Origin of the sequence: Halomonas sp. B23F22_10 (assembly GCF_043496975.1) — a bacterium.
GTDB classification, from domain to species: domain Bacteria; phylum Pseudomonadota; class Gammaproteobacteria; order Pseudomonadales; family Halomonadaceae; genus Halomonas; species Halomonas smyrnensis.
Map to the genome: position 1 here is coordinate 585,682 of NZ_JBIEKF010000002.1, position 18,885 is coordinate 604,566.

At 68.7% G+C, this 18,885-nt stretch carries 21 protein-coding genes; 5 read left to right on the forward strand and 16 right to left on the reverse strand.

Annotated elements, in window-relative coordinates:
• Positions 1 to 54: 54 nt before the first annotated feature.
• Both ACGTNF_RS06865 and ACGTNF_RS06870 read right to left on the reverse strand, forming a co-directional pair.
• Entirely contained in the window at positions 55 to 1,074 is a 1,020-nt protein-coding gene (locus ACGTNF_RS06865) for a TRAP transporter substrate-binding protein (RefSeq protein ID WP_016853909.1), read from the reverse strand.
• A complete protein-coding gene (locus ACGTNF_RS06870; RefSeq protein WP_394601042.1) occupies positions 1,071 to 1,859 on the reverse strand; it encodes a FadR/GntR family transcriptional regulator in 789 nt (262 codons plus the stop codon). Before ACGTNF_RS06870 ends, ACGTNF_RS06865 begins: the two co-directional genes overlap by 4 nt.
• Before the next feature lie 199 nt (positions 1,860 to 2,058).
• Between ACGTNF_RS06870 and ACGTNF_RS06875 the strand changes: the two genes are divergently transcribed.
• Entirely contained in the window at positions 2,059 to 2,964 is a 906-nt protein-coding gene (locus tag ACGTNF_RS06875; RefSeq protein WP_394601043.1) for a complex I NDUFA9 subunit family protein, read from the forward strand.
• A gap of 31 nt (positions 2,965 to 2,995) precedes the next feature.
• On the opposite strand, the gene ACGTNF_RS06880 is transcribed toward ACGTNF_RS06875, so the two are convergent.
• The 5 genes from ACGTNF_RS06880 to rloA3 all read right to left on the reverse strand — a co-directional run bounded on the left by ACGTNF_RS06880 (position 2,996) and on the right by rloA3 (position 5,783).
• Positions 2,996 to 3,334: a zinc ribbon domain-containing protein YjdM gene (locus tag ACGTNF_RS06880; RefSeq protein WP_394601044.1), complete on the reverse strand. Its 339-nt coding sequence runs from the start codon at positions 3,332 to 3,334 to the stop codon at positions 2,996 to 2,998.
• Positions 3,335 to 3,634: 300 nt separating this feature from the next.
• Positions 3,635 to 4,072 carry a nucleoside deaminase gene (locus ACGTNF_RS06885; protein ID WP_152479497.1) on the reverse strand — a complete coding sequence of 146 codons (438 nt, stop codon included), beginning with the start codon at positions 4,070 to 4,072 and terminating at the stop codon, positions 3,635 to 3,637.
• A 223-nt stretch (positions 4,073 to 4,295) separates the two neighbouring features.
• Positions 4,296 to 4,511, reverse strand: coding sequence for a DCC1-like thiol-disulfide oxidoreductase family protein (locus ACGTNF_RS06890; RefSeq protein WP_394601045.1), 216 nt, complete (start codon positions 4,509 to 4,511; stop codon positions 4,296 to 4,298).
• A gap of 32 nt (positions 4,512 to 4,543) precedes the next feature.
• Complete coding sequence (locus tag ACGTNF_RS06895; protein WP_394601046.1) at positions 4,544 to 5,152, reverse strand: O-methyltransferase; 609 nt, start codon at positions 5,150 to 5,152, stop codon at positions 4,544 to 4,546.
• A 55-nt stretch (positions 5,153 to 5,207) separates the two neighbouring features.
• Positions 5,208 to 5,783: a retropepsin-like aspartic peptidase RloA3 gene (rloA3, locus tag ACGTNF_RS06900; protein WP_394601047.1), complete on the reverse strand. Its 576-nt coding sequence runs from the start codon at positions 5,781 to 5,783 to the stop codon at positions 5,208 to 5,210.
• Between the two features lie 279 nt (positions 5,784 to 6,062).
• Between rloA3 and ACGTNF_RS06905 the strand changes: the two genes are divergently transcribed.
• Positions 6,063 to 7,001 (forward strand): zinc metalloprotease HtpX, encoded by a 939-nt coding sequence (locus ACGTNF_RS06905; RefSeq protein ID WP_394601048.1) that lies wholly within the window; start codon positions 6,063 to 6,065, stop codon positions 6,999 to 7,001.
• A gap of 14 nt (positions 7,002 to 7,015) precedes the next feature.
• Here the strand turns inward: ACGTNF_RS06905 and ACGTNF_RS06910 are convergent, their stop codons facing one another.
• From ACGTNF_RS06910 to ACGTNF_RS06925, 4 genes are all read right to left on the reverse strand, one after another.
• Positions 7,016 to 7,300, reverse strand: coding sequence for a YrhK family protein (locus ACGTNF_RS06910; RefSeq protein WP_394601049.1), 285 nt, complete (start codon positions 7,298 to 7,300; stop codon positions 7,016 to 7,018).
• Positions 7,301 to 7,651: 351 nt separating this feature from the next.
• A complete protein-coding gene (locus ACGTNF_RS06915) occupies positions 7,652 to 9,142 on the reverse strand; it encodes a CoA-acylating methylmalonate-semialdehyde dehydrogenase (protein WP_394601050.1) in 1,491 nt (496 codons plus the stop codon).
• Positions 9,143 to 9,345: 203 nt separating this feature from the next.
• Positions 9,346 to 10,629: a M24 family metallopeptidase gene (locus tag ACGTNF_RS06920; RefSeq protein ID WP_394601051.1), complete on the reverse strand. Its 1,284-nt coding sequence runs from the start codon at positions 10,627 to 10,629 to the stop codon at positions 9,346 to 9,348.
• A gap of 89 nt (positions 10,630 to 10,718) precedes the next feature.
• Positions 10,719 to 11,603: a HalD/BesD family halogenase gene (locus tag ACGTNF_RS06925; protein WP_394601052.1), complete on the reverse strand. Its 885-nt coding sequence runs from the start codon at positions 11,601 to 11,603 to the stop codon at positions 10,719 to 10,721.
• A 103-nt stretch (positions 11,604 to 11,706) separates the two neighbouring features.
• Between ACGTNF_RS06925 and ACGTNF_RS06930 the strand changes: the two genes are divergently transcribed.
• Entirely contained in the window at positions 11,707 to 12,579 is an 873-nt protein-coding gene (locus ACGTNF_RS06930; protein ID WP_394601053.1) for a LysR family transcriptional regulator, read from the forward strand.
• A gap of 103 nt (positions 12,580 to 12,682) precedes the next feature.
• Here the strand turns inward: ACGTNF_RS06930 and ACGTNF_RS06935 are convergent, their stop codons facing one another.
• Positions 12,683 to 13,159, reverse strand: coding sequence for a YbhB/YbcL family Raf kinase inhibitor-like protein (locus tag ACGTNF_RS06935; protein WP_394601054.1), 477 nt, complete (start codon positions 13,157 to 13,159; stop codon positions 12,683 to 12,685).
• Between the two features lie 123 nt (positions 13,160 to 13,282).
• On the opposite strand from ACGTNF_RS06935, the gene ACGTNF_RS06940 reads away from it, so the two are divergent.
• Complete coding sequence (locus ACGTNF_RS06940; RefSeq protein ID WP_026068297.1) at positions 13,283 to 13,744, forward strand: flavodoxin family protein; 462 nt, start codon at positions 13,283 to 13,285, stop codon at positions 13,742 to 13,744.
• A 35-nt stretch (positions 13,745 to 13,779) separates the two neighbouring features.
• Here the strand turns inward: ACGTNF_RS06940 and madM are convergent, their stop codons facing one another.
• The 4 genes from madM to ACGTNF_RS06960 all read right to left on the reverse strand — a co-directional run bounded on the left by madM (position 13,780) and on the right by ACGTNF_RS06960 (position 18,062).
• Positions 13,780 to 14,541 (reverse strand): malonate transporter subunit MadM, encoded by a 762-nt coding sequence (madM, locus tag ACGTNF_RS06945; RefSeq protein ID WP_394601055.1) that lies wholly within the window; start codon positions 14,539 to 14,541, stop codon positions 13,780 to 13,782.
• Positions 14,542 to 14,553: 12 nt separating this feature from the next.
• A complete protein-coding gene (madL, locus tag ACGTNF_RS06950; protein WP_394601056.1) occupies positions 14,554 to 14,985 on the reverse strand; it encodes a malonate transporter subunit MadL in 432 nt (143 codons plus the stop codon).
• Positions 14,986 to 15,107: 122 nt separating this feature from the next.
• Positions 15,108 to 16,658, reverse strand: coding sequence for a malonate--CoA ligase (locus ACGTNF_RS06955; protein WP_394601057.1), 1,551 nt, complete (start codon positions 16,656 to 16,658; stop codon positions 15,108 to 15,110).
• Between the two features lie 36 nt (positions 16,659 to 16,694).
• Positions 16,695 to 18,062, reverse strand: a complete 1,368-nt coding sequence (locus ACGTNF_RS06960; protein WP_394601084.1) for a malonyl-CoA decarboxylase — start codon at positions 18,060 to 18,062, stop codon at positions 16,695 to 16,697.
• Between the two features lie 135 nt (positions 18,063 to 18,197).
• Between ACGTNF_RS06960 and ACGTNF_RS06965 the strand changes: the two genes are divergently transcribed.
• Positions 18,198 to 18,869 (forward strand): GntR family transcriptional regulator, encoded by a 672-nt coding sequence (locus tag ACGTNF_RS06965; RefSeq protein ID WP_394601058.1) that lies wholly within the window; start codon positions 18,198 to 18,200, stop codon positions 18,867 to 18,869.
• The last annotated feature ends 16 nt before the right edge of the window (positions 18,870 to 18,885 follow it).

The following is an 18,885-nucleotide window of genomic DNA, read 5'->3' on the forward strand; positions in this document are numbered from 1 at the left end:
CCCAGAGTGGCCCGCCGTCATGATGGCCGGCACCGTCCGATGCCGGCGGGTGAATCACATCAGGTTGTGGTTTTCCAGGTAGCCGACCACGGAGTCGTAGAACTCCTGGGTGATCTCGTTCTTCTCTGCCCAGTTGGCCCACTCTTCCTTGGCGATGTTGCGGAACTTGACGCGCTCCTCGGCCGGCAGGTCGATGATCTCGATGTCCGGGTTCTGGCGCGCCTCGCGCACGGCCTCGAGGTCACGGGTCTTGAGCTCGGCGACCATCTCGTAGGCCAGGTCATCCACGGAGGTCTCGAGGATCGCCTGGAGGTCCGCCGGCAGGCTGTCCCAGATCTCCTTGTTCAGCGACACGGACACCATCGGCAGGGAGTGGAAGCCCGGGTACAGCGGATACGGGGCGAACTCGTGGAGGCCCTGAGCCTGGTTGGTGGCGAACACCGTGTAGTCGGCAGCGTCGATCACGCCCTTCTCCAGGCCGGTGTAGACCTCGGAGCCCGGCAGGTTGACCGGGGTCGCGCCGGCGGCCTCGAAGATGTTGTAGACCATGCCCTCGGGGGCGCGCAGCTTGAGGCCCTGCATGTCCTCGATGGAGCGCACCGGCTTGGTGGACGGCAGCGACTCGAGCCCGGTGGCGGCGGCGCCGATCAGGTGCAGGCCGTAGGGCTCGACCAGCTCGTTGTAGAGCGCCTCGCCGCCGGCGTTGTTCATGTAGTCGAGGAAGTCGTAGGGATCGCTCCAGGCGCCGACCAGGTTGCCGATCATGCCGAAGGCCGGGTTCTGGCCGGTGAAGTAGCTCGGATCGGTCAGGTGGCCCTGGAGGATGCCGGACTGCACCGCCTGCAGGGTCTGGTTGGCCTGGACGACCGCGTTCACCGGCAGGATCTCGATGCTGATGCGGCCATCGGACATCTGCTCGACGTTATCGGCCCAGGCCTTCTTCATCTCGAACTGCGGCTCGCCGGAGGTCTCGGAGGTCTGGAAGGTCCACTCGTAGTCGGCGGCCTGGGCGTTGACGGCCATGGCGCCGAGCACGGCGGCGGTCAGAGTCTTGAGAGGCATGCGTGTGATCATGAGGCTTCCTTATCGCTGCTTGTTGTCGAAACATCGAGGGTGGGAAGGGCCGGCAGCAGGGCCTCGAGGCCCAGGTCCCGGCCGGTGCGTTCCAGCACCTTGAGGGCCGCCGCGGCGGCCTGTTCCGGCTGACGCAGGCGAATCGCCTCCATCATCCGGCGATGGCGTTCCATGCTGTCATGGAGCTCGTCGGCACTATGGTTCGAGCGCTCTACCAGCAGCGCGATGGCCGGCTTCAGCACGTGGCTGATCTGGGCCCAGACCAGATTGTGCGACGCCGCGAAGATGGCCTCGTGAAAGGCCACGTCGTAGTCGTTGTGGGAGACGCCCTCCCAGTGCAGATCGTCGTGTTCCAGCGCGCGGATCATGCCCTCGTAGGCGGACTCGATGGCCAGCAGGTCGGCGGCGGTGGCATGCTCCGCGGCCAGGCGCGCGACGAAGGGCTCCACGGCGACCCGGAAGGCGAAGATCTCGCGCTGGATGCGCGAATTGGGCTGGGCGAAGCGCGCCATCCAGCCGCTCACCCGGGGATCGAGCAGATGCCACTCGGTCAGCGCCCGCACCCGGGTGCCCTGGCCGGAGATGCGCGTCAGCAGGCCCGCCGTGACCAGCGTCTGCAGGGCGCTGCGCACGGTGCTGCGACTGACGCCGAAGCGCTCGCAGAGGTCCAGCTCCTTGGGCACGAAGTCGCCCGGCCCGTAATGGCCGCTGAAGATGTCCTCGGCGAGGACATCGGCGATGTCGGGCCGCGCGGAGCGGCGCGTAGGGTCGGCGGCGTGGGACATGATCGGCGTTCCGCTGTTACTGAGCCCTGTCGGACTCCATTCTCGTTATGTCGGACATAGACTCGGATAAAAACGGACTTTATGCCTTTAGACTTTGGTCTTCTTTTCGAGGGCCGAGCGCATCGCGCCCCGACGCTTGCGACCCCGCGGACATCAGGCACAATGCCTTCATGAAACCGGAGCAGCGGCAAGGAACGATATGACGCGACCGATCGTCGTCTTCGGCGGCAGCGGCTTTCTCGGCGATGCCCTGGTGCGTGAACTGGTGGAAGCCGGTCGGCCCACGCGGCTGGTGGCCCGCCACCCGGCCTGGCCGAGCTGGGCCGAGAGCGACGATCCGCTGGCGCTGGTCGCGGCCGATATCCGCCATGAGGAAGAAGTGGCCGCGGCGCTGAAGGGCGCGGCGGCGGTGGTCAATGCGGTCAGCCTCTACGTGGAGACTCGGGATCTCGGCTTCGAGGCGATTCATGTGGAAGGGGCCGGCCGGCTGGCGCGGCTGGCGCGGGAGGCCGGCATCGACCGGCTGGTGCAGCTGTCGGGGATCGGCGTCGAGGACAGCTCGCCCTCGGCCTACGTGCGCGCCCGAGCACGGGGTGAGCGCGCGGTGCTGGCGGCCATGCCCAAGGCGATCATCGTGCGGCCGAGCGTGCTGTTCGGCCCGGATGATGCCTTTCTCGGCGGCCTGGCGCGGCTCTTTCGACTACCACTGATCCCGCTGTTCGGCCGCGGCGAGACCCGCCTGCAGCCGGTACACGTCATCGACGCGGCGCGCGCCCTCGCCCGCCTGACCGGCCCCGAGGCGCCGGCACGGCGGCTGTTCGAGCTGGGCGGCGGCGACGTGCTGCGGTATCGGGAGATCGTCGAGCTGGTGATGGCCCGGCTCGGCCGGGAACGCCCGCTGGTGCCGGTGCCCTTCTGGCTGTGGCGAACCCTGGCCGGCGCGCTCTCGCGGCTGCCGGACCCGCCGCTGACCCGCGACCAGGTCATCCTCATGCAGCACGACAACGTGGTCACCGACGGCGTCGGTACCTTCGACGACCTGGGGCTCAGGCCGCGCTCGCTGCGCGAGGGCCTGCCGGACAGCCTGGCGTCGCCAGCCCGCTGAGGCCCGCTCGATCAGGCGCGGCGGGCGAGGCTCAGGCCTTCTTGACGAACGCCGACTTCAGCTTCATCGGGCCGATGCCCTCGACCTTGCAGTCGATGTCGTGGTCGCCGTCGACCAGGCGAATGCCCTTTACCTTGGTGCCCACCTTCACCACCGAGGACGAGCCCTTGACCTTGAGGTCCTTGATCACGGTGACGGTATCGCCATCGGCCAGCGCGTTGCCATTGGCATCGCGAACCACCGGGGCATCATCTTCCGCGTCCGGGGCCGCATCGGTCCACTCATGAGCGCACTCGGGGCACACGTACTGCAGGCCGTCGTGATAGGTAAACTCGGAGGCGCACTGTGGGCACTGGGGCATATCGCTCATGAAAAGACCTCGGGGGGATTCGGAGAGCGCGAAAGCCTACACCCTGGGACGCGCGAACTCCATGTCGCTGTTGCCCTCGGTCAGGAGGCCTGCCAGGGTGAGACCGACCTTCTCTCATGCAGAAAAGAGCGATGGACTCATCCGTCAACAACGTCGTCGCCCGGTCGCAGAGGCTGGCGCACGACCAGACCGCCCGGCAGGCCCGGATGCAGGTGTTCAAGGAAGCCCTCGACACCCAGCCGCGGCAGGTCACCTCACTGCTGGAACCCGCCGCCACCCAGCCCCCGCTGGCCCGATCCGTTACTCGCCGATGTCCTCGTGCCAGAGCCCGGGGTTCTCGGCGATGAAGCCCTCCATCAGGGCGATGCAGTCGGGGTCCTGCAGCACCTCGACCTCGACGCCGCGCTCGCGCAGCAGCGCCTCCTCGCCGAGGAAGGTGCGGTTCTCGCCGATCACCACCCGCGGGATGCCGTAGAGCAGGATCGCCCCGGTGCACATCGCGCAGGGCGACAGCGTGGTATAGAGAGTCGACTCGCGATAGATATCGGCCGACTGCCGCCCGGCGTTCTCCAGGGCGTCCATCTCGCCGTGCAGCACGGTGCTGCCGAGCTGCACCCGCTGGTTGTGGCCGCTGCCGAGGATCACCCCGCGATGCACCAGCACCGATCCGATCGGAATGCCGCCTTCGTCTCGGCTGGTCTGCGCGGCCTCCAGCGCCGCCCTCATGAAATGCTCCATGTCCAATGCCCCCAGTGTCGCGATGCCCGACGGCCCGGCGCCGGTCGGTGACCACCAGCCTATGCTCTCCTCTGCCTGCTCGACCAGCGCCGTCTCGAACGCTGTGTCCACGACGCCTGCCCCGCACATCGCCGCGGGATGCCCGGTGCCACGGTTCGAGGACGTGGAGGAAGGAGGCGGCAGCGGCACCCGACGCATCAGCAGGAGGTAGGCGTCGAGGCCGTCAAACAGCCGGCCGTGCTCGTCCCCCGACGTGAAGGGAAGGCAGGGCATCATTCGGATCGATGCCGCGTTCGCGCAGGCGCGCCTGGTTGGCGGTGACGTCGACCCATTCCACCGCCGACGCCTCGTCGGCCATCCGCTCGTAGCGGCGCCGATCGCGGCGGCATTTCGGGCAGACGGCATCGTAGTAGACCCGAAGGGTCGGGGCGTCGGCCATGGCGACCTCGTGGCGGCGCCGCATCGCAGGAATCAGGCGGACGCGGCCGCCGGCGTCCGGGTGGCCAGGAACTCGCCCTTGCCCACCGGCACCAGGCTGGTGGTGAAGTCGTCGTCCGCCTCCACCAGGTCGATGAAGGGCGCCAGCTCGTCGGCATGGGAGGTGGCGTTGACCACCACCAGCAACCCGCCCGGCGCCAGGATCTCGCGCACCACGGGCCACCAGTCGACGTAGCGCGCGCGGTCGGCATCGAGGAACACCAGGTCCCGCGAGGCCGGGGCCTCGCGGTCGAGCACCCGGCCGGCCTCGGCATGAAGCGATTCGATCACGTCCGCCAGCCCGGCTCGGGCGAAGTGCTCGCCGGCCATGCCCCAGCGTCCGGCGGCCCACTCCACCGTGGTGACCCGGCCGCCGAGCGCCCGGGCCGCCTCGGCCAGCCACAGGGTGGAATAGCCGTTGGAGGTGCCGATCTCGAGGATGCGACGCGCCCCGGTCGCCCTGACCAGCACGGAGAGGAACTCGCCGGTATCGCGGGTGATGTTGCGCAGCCCCTCGTCCGGCGCCGTGACGTTCCGGTCGTGGTGCTCGCCGAGACTCTCCAGCTCGGCCAGCAGGGCCCCGAAGGGCGTGGCGTGTTCCATGGCCATGTCCTCTGGCATTTCGTCTCTCGGTCGTCGCGCTCGCGGGTGGCGGCCCTCAGACGCCGATCTTGTCCTCGTATTCCTTGTCGGCATGACGATGCAGGGTCGAGTCGTCATCGCAGCTCGGCGACTGCAGGAAGGTCTCGGTGACGTCGAGATAGCCGAGGCTCTGGATGGTACGGCGACCCAGCAGCACCGGATAGTTCATGTCGCTGCGGTCCTCGAGGCTGAACTGCTCCTCGAAGCGTTCGTCGCCCATGCAGATCGTCATCAGCACCACCGGGCGATGATCCCGGCCGCCGGCGCCGACCACGGTGAGGTCGCGATAGAGCTGACGCTCGAATTCGTGGCTGACGATCTCGCCGCTCTCCTCGTCCTCGACCTCGACCTCGAAGCGCACCCAGTCTTCGCCTTCGCGCTCGAACTGCTCGATGTTGTCCGCCTGCATGGAAGACGTCAGGGCGCCGCTGTCCAGCTTGGCCTTCACTTCCACGCCCCAGCTCGGATCGATCAGGGCCTTCTCCACCCAGCCGTAGACTTCCGGCGCATCGGCATCACTGGCCAGGGCGGTGCCGGACAGCAGGCCGGCGCTCAAGACGGGCAGCAGGGCCCGGGTCAGACGCTTGTGCATGTTCTCTCCTTCGAATCACACGGTTGAGGACGGTTCCGGCGCAGGCCGGTCAGGATCGAGTGTCATCTGACACGTTCCAGGCGTCCAGGGTTCCGTCGGTCCCTCGTTCGTCGTCCGCGCCGGCAGCAAGACGACCGCGCTTGGCGGGCGCATGATCCTGCGCAGGCGAGCGACCACTCACGACGATGACGCCGATCAATGTTTGTGTCGGTTGTCGTGCCGCGATCGCGGGCGAGGCGGCTAGCCTTAGGAGAAAGGGCCAACGACGGGGGACGCGGCATGGTGCTGGAACACGAACTCGGCCGGCATCGCCTGTTCAACGGGCTGCAGACGGTGCTGATCCTGGGCGGCCTGACGCTGACGCTGTCCCTGCCCGGCTACCTGCTGGCGGGGCCGAGCGGCGTGCTGATGAGCCTCTCGGCGGTGATCGTGACGGCCGTGATGATGAGCTGGATGCCGGCCCGGATGATCCTGGACCGGGCCGGCGCCGAGCGGCTGCCGGCGTCCCGGGCGCCGGAGGTGCATGCGCTGCTCCGGCACCTCTACGCCGGCGCCGGCCTGACGATCGCGCCGCAGCTCTACCACGCGCCCTCGCCGGAGATCAACGCCTTCGCCGTGGGCGGCCCCCACGACGGCGGCATCGCGGTCACCGACGGCCTGCTGAGCTCGCTGACGATGCGCGAGCTGGGCGGGGTACTGGCCCATGAAGTGAGCCATCTGCGGCGCGGCGACACCCGGGTGTTGTCGATCGCCACGGCCATGACCCGCATGACGCTGTGGCTGACCACCGCCGTGCAGCTGGCGATCCTGGTCAGCCTGCCGATGATGCTGTCCGGCGAGCGCCCCCTGCCCTGGCTCACCCTGCTGGTGATCGCCGTGGCACCGACGCTCAGCGTGCTGCTGTCACTGGCGCTGTCGCGCAACCGCGAATTCACCGCCGACATGGAGGCCGTGGCACTCACCGGTGATCCGGCGGGGCTCGCCTCGGCGCTGGTGGTGCTGGAGCGCCGGCGCCGCGGCTGGCTTGCGAGCCTGTTCGGGCGTCGCCCGCCGGTGGAGATCGCCTGGCTGCGCACCCATCCGTCCACCGAGGCGCGCATCCGCCGACTGGCCGAGTTCGATGACGCCCCACATGCGCCGTTCGGCGAGACCGACGAGGCCATGCCGGTGCGGCGCCCGATCCCGACCCGGCGTCGTGGCGGGCACCGCTGGCACTGAGAGAAGCCGCCGGCTCAGTCCCGGCGGCCTTCCCGCTCCAGGTCCTCGACGTCGCCCATGGACGCCAGCTTGAGGTCACGCACGGTGCGAATGGTGGGCTTGAAGGCGAACAGCGCCGAGCCGACGATGAAGCACCAGGTCGCCAGCGTCTGCTGGCTCTCGTAGAGGAACAGCACCGAGCCGACCAGGAAGGCGGCCGCGGCGCCGAAGTCGACGAAGGTGTAGATCAGTTCCCAGAGGGCGTAGAGCCGGCGGGTACGCGGGTTTTGCTCCCGCCGGTCTCGATCGAATAGCGCCATGCGCATCTCCTTGGACGATGGGGAATGACTCGGGGAGCGGCGCGTCGCAGCCGCTCGAACGCCTCGTCGCCGACCTCCAGCCGCCCAGCGCGGCCACCGAGCGGGTGACGTCGATCGGCGCGTCGGGCCGTGGGCGACCCGCCGCTTGTTGCGAAAATGCACCAGGATGGAGACGCCGTCGACCACCGGATGCTCACCGTGTCGCCGATGCGCACCGCCAGATCGAGGCCGGCAGAACCTCGCGCGCCCGCCCCGTTGTGGCAACGGGCGGGCGCGATGGTGTCACCGAGGAGACTCGGTTCAGGACAGTCGGTTCGGCACGCTCGGTGAGAGACGGTCAGTTCGACACGGTCAGTTCGACGGGAAGTTGAACTGGGCGCTCTCCTGCTGGGAGCGCTGCGGCCAGCGCTGGGACACGGCCTTGCGGCGGGTATAGAAGCGCACCGCGTCGGGGCCGTAGGCGTGCAGGTCACCGAACAGCGATTCCTTCCAGCCGCCGAAGCTGTGGAAGGCCACCGGCACCGGCAGCGGCACGTTGATGCCGACCATGCCGACCTCGATGGCATCACTGAAGCGGCGACCGGCCTCGCCGTCACGGGTGAACACGCAGGTGCCGTTGCCGTACTGGTGGGCGTTGATCAGCGCGATGGCTTCCTCGAAGGTCTCGACGCGCACCACGCACAGCACCGGACCGAAGATCTCGTCGCGGTAGATGTCCATCGCCGGCGTCACCCGGTCGAACAGGGTTGCGCCCAGGAAGTAGCCCTTTGATTCCTCGACCAGCGGATGCTCGCGGCCATCGACCACCAGCTCCGCGCCGGCCTGCTCGCCACGCTCGATGTAGCCGGCGACCCTGTCGCGATGGCCGGCGTTGACCAGCGCGCCCATGTCCAGCCCCTTCTCGGTGCCGGGGCCGATCTTCAGGGTGCGGGCCTGGTCGGCGAGCTTGCCGACCAGGGCGTCGGCGGTGTCGTCGCCGACGCAGACGGCCACGGAGATCGCCATGCAGCGCTCGCCGGCGCTGCCGAAGGCGGCGCCGATCAGCGTGCTGGCGGCGTTGTCCAGGTCGGCGTCGGGCAGCACCACGGCGTGGTTCTTGGCGCCGCCCAGGGCCTGGACGCGCTTGCCGTTCTCGGCGCCGCGGCGATAGATCGACTTGGCCACCGGCGTGGAGCCGACGAAGGAGAGTGCCTTGACGTCGGGGGCGTCGATCAGCGCCTCCACGGCCTCGCGGTCGCCGTGGACCACGCTGAAGATGCCTCGCGGCAGGCCGGCCTCGTCGAGCAGCTCGGCCATCTTGATCGCGGTCGAGGGCACCTGCTCGGACGGCTTCAAGATGAAGGCGTTGCCGCAGGCGATGGCCATCGGGTACATCCACAGCGGCACCATGGCCGGGAAGTTGAACGGCGTGATGCCGGCCACGATGCCCAGCGGCTGGTGATTGGACCAGGTATCGATGCCCGGCCCGGCGTTGTGGGAGTACTCGCCCTTCAAGAGCTCCGGCACGCCGCAGGCGTACTCGACGTTCTCGATGCCGCGCTTGAGCTCGCCCATGGCATCCTCGAGCACCTTGCCGTGCTCCTCGGCGACCAGCCGGCAGATCTCGTCGGCGTCGCGCTCGAGCAGCATCTTGAAGCGAAACATCACCTGGGCGCGCTTGGCCGGCGGCAGATCGCGCCACGCCGGCTGCGCCTCGCGGGCGGCGGCGATGGCCCGCTCCACGGTGGCCGCATCGCCCAGGGCGACGCGGCGGATCGCCTCGCCGGTCGCCGGGTTGAACACGTCGATGCTGCGCTCGCCGGCCACGCGGTCGCCGGCGATCCAGTGGTTCACGTCTGTCATGGGGTCTCTCTTGAATTGATTAGGAAGACACGTCGTCGCGGTGTCTTCCGGGATAGACTTTTTCCATCGGCCCGCTGAGCTGTGCCGGCAACAAGCCTGCGCGAGGGCGCTGTAAACCCTTCCCTGGGCGCTACTTTTGTCATCCATGGCAAAAGACCCTCGCTTCGCCTTGTCCCCGGCGCTCGTCTATCAGGCGGCAGCCGTTAGACCTCCCGGTCGAGCAGCGCCTCGTCGAAGGGGTAGCGCGAGAGCTTTTCGATGCCGGTCTCGGTGACCAGCACCTCCTCCTCCAGCTTGACGCCGTCGGCGGCGCCGACCTCGCCGATGTAGCTCTCCACCGAGACGACCATGCCGGGCTCCAGGACGCCGTCCTTGGAGAAGCGGTCGAAGTCCATGTGGTGGGCGACCAGAGGCGTCTCGCCGTGCATGCCGACGCCATGGATGATCGAGGGATAGCGGCGGTCGAGGAAGCGCTCGGGAATCTTCCACGCCTGCTCGGCGAGCTCGCGGTAGCTCATGCCCGGCTTGAGGATGCCCATGTTGTGGTGCACCTGGTCATAGGCCATGCGATAGAGGCTCTTCTGGTAGGCGCTGGGCTTGCCCGGGCCGACGTGGAAGGTACGCGAGAAGTCGGAGTAGTAGCCGTGGCAGCCGATGGTATCGGTGTCGAGCGCCACCAGCTCGCCGGGGCGGATCACCCTGTCGCTTGCCTCGTTGAACCAGGGGTTGGTGCGCGGCCCGGAGTTGAGCAGGCGCGTCTCGATGAACTCGCCGCCCTGGCGGATGACGTCGCCGTACATGATGGCGAACAGCTCGTTCTCGGTGACACCGGGCTTGATGGCGGCCTCGACCTCGGCCACGGCGGCCTCGCTGCCGGCCATGGACTGGGCCAGGCAGGCGATTTCCTCCGGGGTCTTGATGCGACGACAGTGCAGGGTGTCCTGCATGCAGTCGAAGACCTCCAGCCCCTGGGCCTCCAGCGAGCGCGCCAGATTCAGGGCGCAGCGATCCAGGCCGATCTTCTTGTTGCCGCGGCCGTGCGCCTCGATCAGCTCGGCGATCTCGACGCCGAAGGGGTCGGAGGACAGATTGTCGCGCTGGTTGACCGCCGACCACACCACCTTGGAGGTGCGCGACTCGTCGATGGTCTCCAGCCAGGTGGAGACGTGGGCGCTGCCCGGGTACTCGAACAGGATCACCGGGCCGTCGAGCGGCACGTAGACGTAGCGGGTCGAGTTGCGCAGGAAGTAGCCGAACATGTTGCGCGAGCCGGTGGCATAGCGCTGGTTGTACGGGTCGAACAGCACCACGGCGGCATAGCCCTGCTCGGCCATCATGGCACGCAGGCGCTCGAGGCGGCCGGCGCGCAGCTGCTTCGGATCGAAGGCGGTGGGGATGCTGTCGCCGTTGGCCATGGGAGCCGAGGGAATCACCGGGATCTGTTCCGGCTCGTTGTCGGTCAGCTTCTCGAAATCCACGATGCTCATGTCAGGTCTCTCGGAGGGTCGTTATGGAGTGTCGGTCTGGAGGGCGCCGGACGGACCGACGCCAAGGGCATGGCGATCGGCAGGCGCGATCAGTCGGCCAGGGCGTCGCTGCGCTGCATGCCCTCTTCGAGCAGCCGCTCGTGGACCGGCGCCATGCGGCCGAAGATGCGGCGGGCGCGCTCGGGGCGGCCGATGAAGCCCGGCTCCTTGGCGTAGGCGAAGATCACCGTGTGGCGCTCCTTGGCGCCCTCGACCGGGGTGACCCGGTGCAGGGAGTAGCGGCCAAAGAAGATCTGCAGATCGCCGGGCTGGAGATCCAGCGACTCGAGCCGCGAGCGGTCGCCGTCGATGACCTCCTCGACCTCGTCGAAGTTCTCGCCCTCGGGGCTGCGAATGCCCGGGGCATACTCGAAGCGGCCGCCGCCGTGGGACTGGCGGGTCATCATGGTGACGATGAACTCGTTGGTGTCGTAGTGCCACGGATGCTGGCAGCCCTCGCGCAGCACGTTGACCACCAGATCGGCCAGCGGGTCGGCGTACTGGTGGATCTCCTCCATGCCGACCACGGTGGCGATGAAACGCTGGAAGTCGGCGTTCTGGTAGACCTGGCGGATGATGGTGTCGCCGTCGATGCGGTCGCCGGCGACGAAGCCGTTGGTGCGGTCGCCGAAGCGGTTCAGCGGATGGCTGGCCGGCTTGGAGGGATCGGCGTCGCTGTTGTAGGGATTGGTCTCGGTCTGGTTGTAGTGGGCCTCGGGGGACAGGCGCTCGGTCTCGCGCTCCAGGCGCTCGAGGGCCTCGTCGGGCACGAAGTTCTTGAGCACCACGCAGCCGTCGTCCGCCAGCTGGCGGCGGCAGCGGTCGATCAGCGCGCGCCCGGTGTCGCCGTCGAGATCGTCGAGGGGATAGCATTGCAGATCGATCAGGCCATCGAGGGCATTGGCGGGGGTATCGACCGAGGGTTCCACAGGCATGGTTGTCTCCGCTGTCTTGTGCATGCTGGACAGCCTAGTGACGGCATCTCCATAATAAAAATGAATCATTGAGATACAACCAATTTCAAAGGCTCATTAATTTATGGATACGGACCTGCTCCGCGCCTTCGTCACCGTGGCCGAGTGCCAGGGGTTCAGCGCCGCCGGCAAGGTGCTGCATCGCACCCAGTCGGCGGTGAGCCTGCAGATCAAGCGCCTCGAGGATCAGATGGGGCAGTCGCTGTTCGAGCGCACCAGCCGCAGCGTGCTGCTGACCCGCCACGGCGAGCGGCTGCTGCCCTATGCCCGGCACATGCTGACCCTGGAGGACGAGGCCCGGGAGGCCCTGGGCGAGCGCCAGCGCGGCGAGCTGATTCGTTTCGCCACCTCAGAGGAACAGGCCAGCGCCTACCTGCCCGAGCTGCTCGAGCGCTACGCCCGGCGCTTTCCGGACACGCGCCTCAACATCACCTGCGACATGAGCGCGGCGCTGGTCGGCCAGTTTCAGGAAGGCCTGCTGGACGCGGTACTGTCGATCCGGCACGTGCCGACGCAATCGGGGCAGCTGCTGGGCTGGGAGCCGATGGTGTGGGTAGTCGCCGAGGACTGCCGGCTGGAGGACTGGGAGGTGCTGCCGCTGGCGTTCAACCCGGAGGGCTGCACCTTCCGCGCCCATGCGCTGTCGGCGCTGGGCCGCGACGAGCGGCGCTGGGAGATCCGCTACGCCAGCACCTCGCCCACCGGCATCAACCTGCCGGTCCAGGCGGGCCTGGCAATGACGGTGAAGACGCCGCGCAGCGTGCCGGCGGGCTGCCGGATCGTCGGCGAGGCGGAGGGCCTGCCGGCGCTGGGGCAGGTCGAGATCGAGCTGCATCGTCGCCCTGGCCACACCCGCGAGGCGCTGGACGCCTTCTGCGAGGAGCTCGAGCGCATCGTCACCGCAAACGATGACATCGCCGCCCCCCTGTCGGGCTAAGCGAGCGGCGAGGCCGACAACGACCGAGCCCCGCCGGGAGTGGGGCTCGCTGGGGCGATCAGCCGGCTCGCTTCAGCCCCGCGGGTCGGATAAAAGCTGCCGATCAGCCGCGTTGATACGTCCCGATCAGCCGATTCATGCCCAGCAGGTGCGGCTCCAGCTGCTTGAGCAGCTCGGTCATGGAGAGCCCTTCCGGCAGCGCCGTGGGCTTGTCCAGCGCCAGCACCCAGAAGTAGTACAGATGCGTGCCGTGGCCTTCCGGCGGCATGGGGCCACCGTAGCCGTTGCGCTGGAAGTCGTTGTGCCCGCGGGTGCCAACGGTGGTGGCCTCCTCCAATGAGGTGACGGAGCCCGGCAGGTTGTAGAGCAGCCAGTGCACGAAGCCCTGCTGGCCGTGCTGCACCAGCGGCGCATCCGGGTCGTGGCAGATCACCGCATAGCCCTTGGTGCCCTCCGGCGGGTTTTCCCAGGCCAGGGGCGGCGACAGATCGTCACCCTCCGTCGCATGTCGGCCGGGCATCGCTTGAAAGTTCTCGAAGGCGGAGCTGGTCACCTGCATTGTCGAAAGGGCAAAGGCCATGAGACGTCCTCCCTGATGGGGTCGTGAATACCGGATTCAGCGTCGACAAGGCGTTGGCGCCTGTCAACGCCGCTATGCCCTGTATGATGGCGGGCCGGACACTCTTCAACCCGGCAGGCTCCCATGAAGCGACTGTTGATCGTGGCCCATGCGCCCTCCCCCAACACCCGCCGGCTGCGCGAGGCCGCCGAGCGAGGGGCCCGTCATCCCGATATCGAAGCGATCGAGGTGGTCGTCAGGCCGCCGCTGGAGGCCGGCCCCGACGACGTGCGCGCCTGCGACGCCATCCTGCTCGGCACGCCCGAGAACCTGGGCTATATGAGCGGCGCGCTGAAGGACTTCTTCGACCGCAGCTACTATGCCGTGCTGGACGACACCCGCGGCCTGCCCTGCGCGCTCTACATCCGTGCCGGCCACGACGGCACCGGCACCCGGCGCGCCGTGGAAGGCATCGTCACCGGGCTCGGCTGGAAGTGGGCACAGGCCCCGCTGACGCTGCGCGGCGAGTGGCAGGATGACTTCGAGGCCCGGGTGGAGGAGCTCGGCATGGCGATGGCGGCAGGGCTCGAGGCGGGCGTGCTGTAGGCCCCGCCCGCCTCGATGGACGTCGGCACGGGGATCTACACCAGCCCGCGCACCACCAGAAACAGTACCGTGGGTGCCAGCAGGATGCCGAGGCCGGTGTAGAAGGTCGCGGTCATGGCGCCGTAGGGCACCAGCCGGGCGTCGGTGGCGGCGAGCCCGGCGGCGACGCCGCTGGTGGTGCCGATCATGCCGCCGAAGATCATCGCCGAGCGCGGGTTGTCGAGCCCGATCCAGTGCGCGGCCATGGGCGTGGTGATCATGGTCAGGATCGACTTGACCAGCCCGGCGGCGATCGACAGCGCGATCACCTCGGAGCTCGCGCCCAGCGTCGCCCCGGTGACGGGCCCGACGATGTAGGTCACGGCCCCCGCCCCGATGGTGGTGATCGCCACCGGATCGGTGTAGCCGAAGCCGACCGCCACCAGCCCGCCGGCCACGAAGGACACCACCACCCCCGCGAACAGCGCTATCACGCCGCGTACCCCGGCCTCGCGCACCTCGTCGAAGCGCACGCCGTAGGCGGTGGCGATGATCGCCAGGTCGCGCAGCATGCCGCCGCCCATCAGCCCCAGGCCGGAGAACAGCGTGATGTCGGCGAGCCCGTCGGCGCCGCCAGTGATCTTGCCGCCCGCATAGGCCAGCGCCAGGCCGAGCATGATGGCGATCGCCGATCCGTGCAGCTTGCCGCGGGTGAAGCGCTCGCTGATCCAGTAGGCGAAATACATGGTGAGCCCGATGACGGCAAAAGCCGCCACCAGGTGATACTTGTCGACGAGGTCATAGAGTGACTGCAGCATGGGACGCCCTCCTTAGCGATGGACCGCACGAGCCGGCTGGGCCCGGGCGTGCGAAGCGCTGGACGATGAGGCGCCGCGCTCGGCCCCCTCCCGCGACGGCTTGCCGGCGAACACCGGCACCATGGCCAGCCCCAGCACCACCGCCAGCGCACCGGCCAGCAGCGCCACCGCCCCGCCGCTCAGGGCCGCGGCGACGTTCTGGCTGGCCGCCATGGCCACCACGATGGGGATATACATCGCATTCCAGAACTTGATGCCGCTGACCGTCGCCTCCGGCAGCTTGCCGCGGGCCTTGAGATAGCCCGTCGCGAAGATCAGCAGCAGCATCGCGATGCCCACCCCGCCGAGATTGGCCTCGATGCCGAGCAGATGGCCCAGCACATCGCCCGTTGCCAGGCCCAGCATCATGCAGCCCGCCAGCAGGGCCACTCCGTAGATCACCATGGGTCAGGTCCTTCTTGTGATTGTCGTTATTCGAGCCTCGGGACATCCCGAGCGTCAGCGTGCTCCCGGCCGCGTCTCCGCGCCGCCTGGGGCCCGGCCATGAGGCCGGGCATGGTGCTCCTTCATCCTGCCGTGGCGGCCGCCTCCTTCACGGCGTAGAGATCGGCGTAGGCGTCGCGCAGCTGGTTCTTCTGCACTTTGCCCATCACGTTGCGCGGCAGCGCCTCGATGGGGAACACCCGCTTGGGCTGCTTGTAGCGCGCCAGCCGGTCGGCGAGCGCCGCCTGAACGGCCGCCTCGTCGGGCGCCGTCTCGCCCTCGCGGGCCACGATCACCGCGGTGACGCCCTCGCCGAGGTCCGGATGCCGTACCCCGAACACCGCGGACTCGGCGACGCCCGGCAGCTCGTCGATCAGCTGCTCGACCTCCTTCGGATAGACGTTGTAGCCGCCGGAGATCACCAGGTCCTTGTCGCGGCCGACGATGTGCAGGTAGCCGTCGTCGTCGATCCGCCCCAGGTCGCCGGTGATGAAGAAGCCGTCGTCGCGGAACTCGCTGCGGGTCTTCTCCGGCATCTGCCAGTAGCCCCGGAAGACGTTGTCGCCGCGCACCTCCACCAGCCCGGTCTCGCCGCGAGGCAGCTCGTCGCCGCTGTCGCGGTCGGTGATGCGCACCTCGCTGCCCGGCAGCGGGAAGCCGACCGTGCCGGGGCGCCGCTCGCCCGCGTAGGGATTGGAGGTGTTCATGTTGGTCTCGGTCATGCCGTAGCGTTCGAGGATGACATGGCCGGTGCGCTCTCGGAATTGATCATGAGTCTCGGCCAGCAGCGGCGCCGAGCCGGAGACGAAAAGCCGCATGTTGGCCACAGCATCGCGATCCAGCCGCGGCGACTGCAGCAGCCGGGTGTAGAAGGTCGGCACGCCCATCAGCACCGTGGCCCCGGGCATCAGGTCGAGCAGCTGCTCGACGTCGAGCCTGGGCAGGAAGGTCATCGAGGCGCCCACCGTCAGCACGATGTTGCAGGCCACGAACAGCCCGTGGGTATGGAAGATCGGCAGCGCATGCAGCAGGTGGTCGTCGGCGGTGAAGCGCCAGGCCTCGGCCAGCGCCCGGCTGTTGGAGGCCAGGTTGGCGTGGCTGAGCATCGCCCCCTTGGAACGCCCGGTGGTGCCGGAGGTGTAGAGGATCGCCGCCAGGTCATCGGCCTCGAGGCAGGCGATCTCGGTCATCGGCTCGGCGTCGGCGGCGCGCTCCATCAGGCTGCCGTCGCCGGCCGTGCCCAGGCTCTCCACGTGGACCACCCGCCCCTCCTGGTAGAAGCGGTTGGCGTCCGACGCCCGTGCCGGCGGGCACACGTAGAGCTGCGGCGAGGCGTCGCCCAGGAAGTACTCGATCTCGGCACCGGTATAGCCGGTGTTGAGCGGCAGATAGACCGCGCCGGCCTGCAGGCAGGCCAGGTAGAGCATGATCGCCTCGGGGCTCTTGTCGACCTGCACCGCCACCCGGTCGCCGGGCTGCACGTCGAGGGACTGCAGCACCCCAGCCAGGCGCTGCGAGGTCTCGAGCATCTCGGCATACGCGTAGCGCCGCCCCTCGGGGGTATCGATCAGCGTCTTGTCCGGCGTCTGGCGAAAGTGGGCCTCGAACTGCAGGAACAGATTGTGATTGTGCATGGCAGTCGTCCTCGTGATCGTGGGGAAATCGGGGCATCAGGCATCGGCCGGCGCGGCCAGCAGCGACTGGGCGCGCCTGGCCTGGCGCGGGATATCGCCGGCGCAGACCACGCTGCCCTCGCGGCTGTAGGCCTCGTGGTTCTGCTCGATGCGATCCGGCTCGTAGCGGTAGTTGACCATCAGGCCATGGGCCTGACGGCAGCCCTTGGCAGAGGCGTCGGCGGGCCAGTTCAGGCGATGCAGGCTCGCCCCGTTGCCCAGGTGAAAGCGCGCCACCGGGTCGCGGGGCAGGCCGTGGCGCTGCTTGGCCTCGGTGAGATAGTGGGCGGCCAGCGCCGTGAGCTCGGGCTCGAGCGCCTCCCGGGCCGCCGGATCATCGCGCCAGGCGGTGGCGTCGAGGGCCTCGGCGGCCTCGGGCGACAGACGGCATTCGCCGGCCTCCCGCCGCTCCGACAGCCATTTGGCGAAGCCCGGCACCGGCGACAGGGTCACGAAGTTGGCGAGCTCGGGCAGCTCGCGCCGGAGCTCCTGCACCACCTGCTTGATCAGGAAGTTGCCGAAGGAAATGCCCTTCAGGCCGGCCTGGCAGTTGCTGATGCTGTAGAACGCCGCGGTGTCGGCGTCCTGGGGCGCCACCTCGTCGCCGCCGGCCAGCAGCGTCTGGATATTGCCGGGGATGCCGCGACACAGCGCCACCTCGACGAAGATCAGCGGCTCGTCGCCGATGGCCGGGTGGAAGAAGGCGTAGCAGCGCCGGTCCTCGGGATCGAGGCGCCGGCGCAGCGCGTACCAGTCCTGAATCTCATGTACCGCCTCGTAGCGGATCAGCTTCTCGAGCACCGCCGCCGGGGTGTTCCAGTCGATGCTTCGGAGCACCAGGAAGCCGCGGTTGAACCAGGACGCGAACAGGTGCGCGAAGTCCTGGTCGAGGCCGGCCAGCGCCGGCGCCTCGTCGAGGTGCCCCAGCAGGTCGGCGCGCATCTTGACCAGCTCGAAGGTGCCGCCGGGGCACAGGTTGAGCCGGCGCAGCAGCTCCTGGCGTGGCGGCTCGCAGGCCTCGATCAGCCCCCGCAGGCCGGCCTCGCCCCCCCCCTCGCGATAGGCCTCATAGGCGGCATGGATCGCCTCGGGGCGCGCGCCGTGGCGCTCGGCGAGCCGGGTCAGGACGTCACGGCGCGCCTCGGGCTCCAGGGCGGCATAGCCGCTGAGCACCCGCTGGGCGACCAGGATCTGCGAGGCTTCCCCGCCGCCTCCGGCCAGCAGGGCGTCGCAGGCCGAGATGATCTCACCGGCGCCGCAGGGCGCCGACGCTCGCCCGCGGCGGTGGGAGCGTTCGCCGCCCTGGCGCTGACGGGCCCGACGGGCCAGGCTCGACAGCAGGCCTTCCAGGAAATCCATGTTCATCTTCATGCCGTGTCCTCCAGAGGCCAGAGTCGCCCTCGCGCTGGCGTTGATTCGGCACATGGAATACATGACGCCGAGTTGTTATATATAACAGGTAGGTCCAAGATATAGTTGTGTCAAGCGGGAGGACAGCACATGAGCAAGGTTTCCCAGGCGCAGCGACTGCGCGACCTGCTGGAAGACGCCATCATCAAGGGGCGCTACCCGCCCGGCGCGCGCCTCGACCCGGAGGCCCTGGAGCGGGAGTACGACTGCTCGCGCACGCCGGTCCGCGAGGCGATCCAGCAGCTGGCCATGTCGGGCATGGTGAAGGTGGTGCCGAAGCGCGGCACCTTCGTGACCCGGCTCAGCGTGGCCGAGCTGGTGGAACGCTTCGAGGTGATGGCCGAACTGGAAGGCATGTGCGCGCGCCTGGCGGCGCGGCGCATCGGTGCCGAGGAGCTGGAGGCGCTGCGCGAGGCCCACGAGGCCTGCCGGCGCATGGCCGAGACCGGCGACGCCAACGGCTACTACTACGAGAACAGCGTCTTCCACCAGCGCATCTACGAGGCCAGCCACAACGCCTTCCTGGCCCAGGAAGCCACGCGGCTGCACGCGGTGCTGCAGCCCTACCGGCGCATGCAGCTGCACCTGCGCCACCGCCCCGAGCGCTCGCTGGCGGAGCACGAGGCGGTGCTGGACGCCATCGCCGCCGGCGACGAGCGGCGCGCCGAGGCCGAGATCGAGTCCCACGTCCAGGTGCAGGGCGAACGCTTCAACGACCTGGTCGCCTCGGTGCAGCAGCTCCAGCAGACCGGCAACGACTGAGCATCAAGGGCCGAGC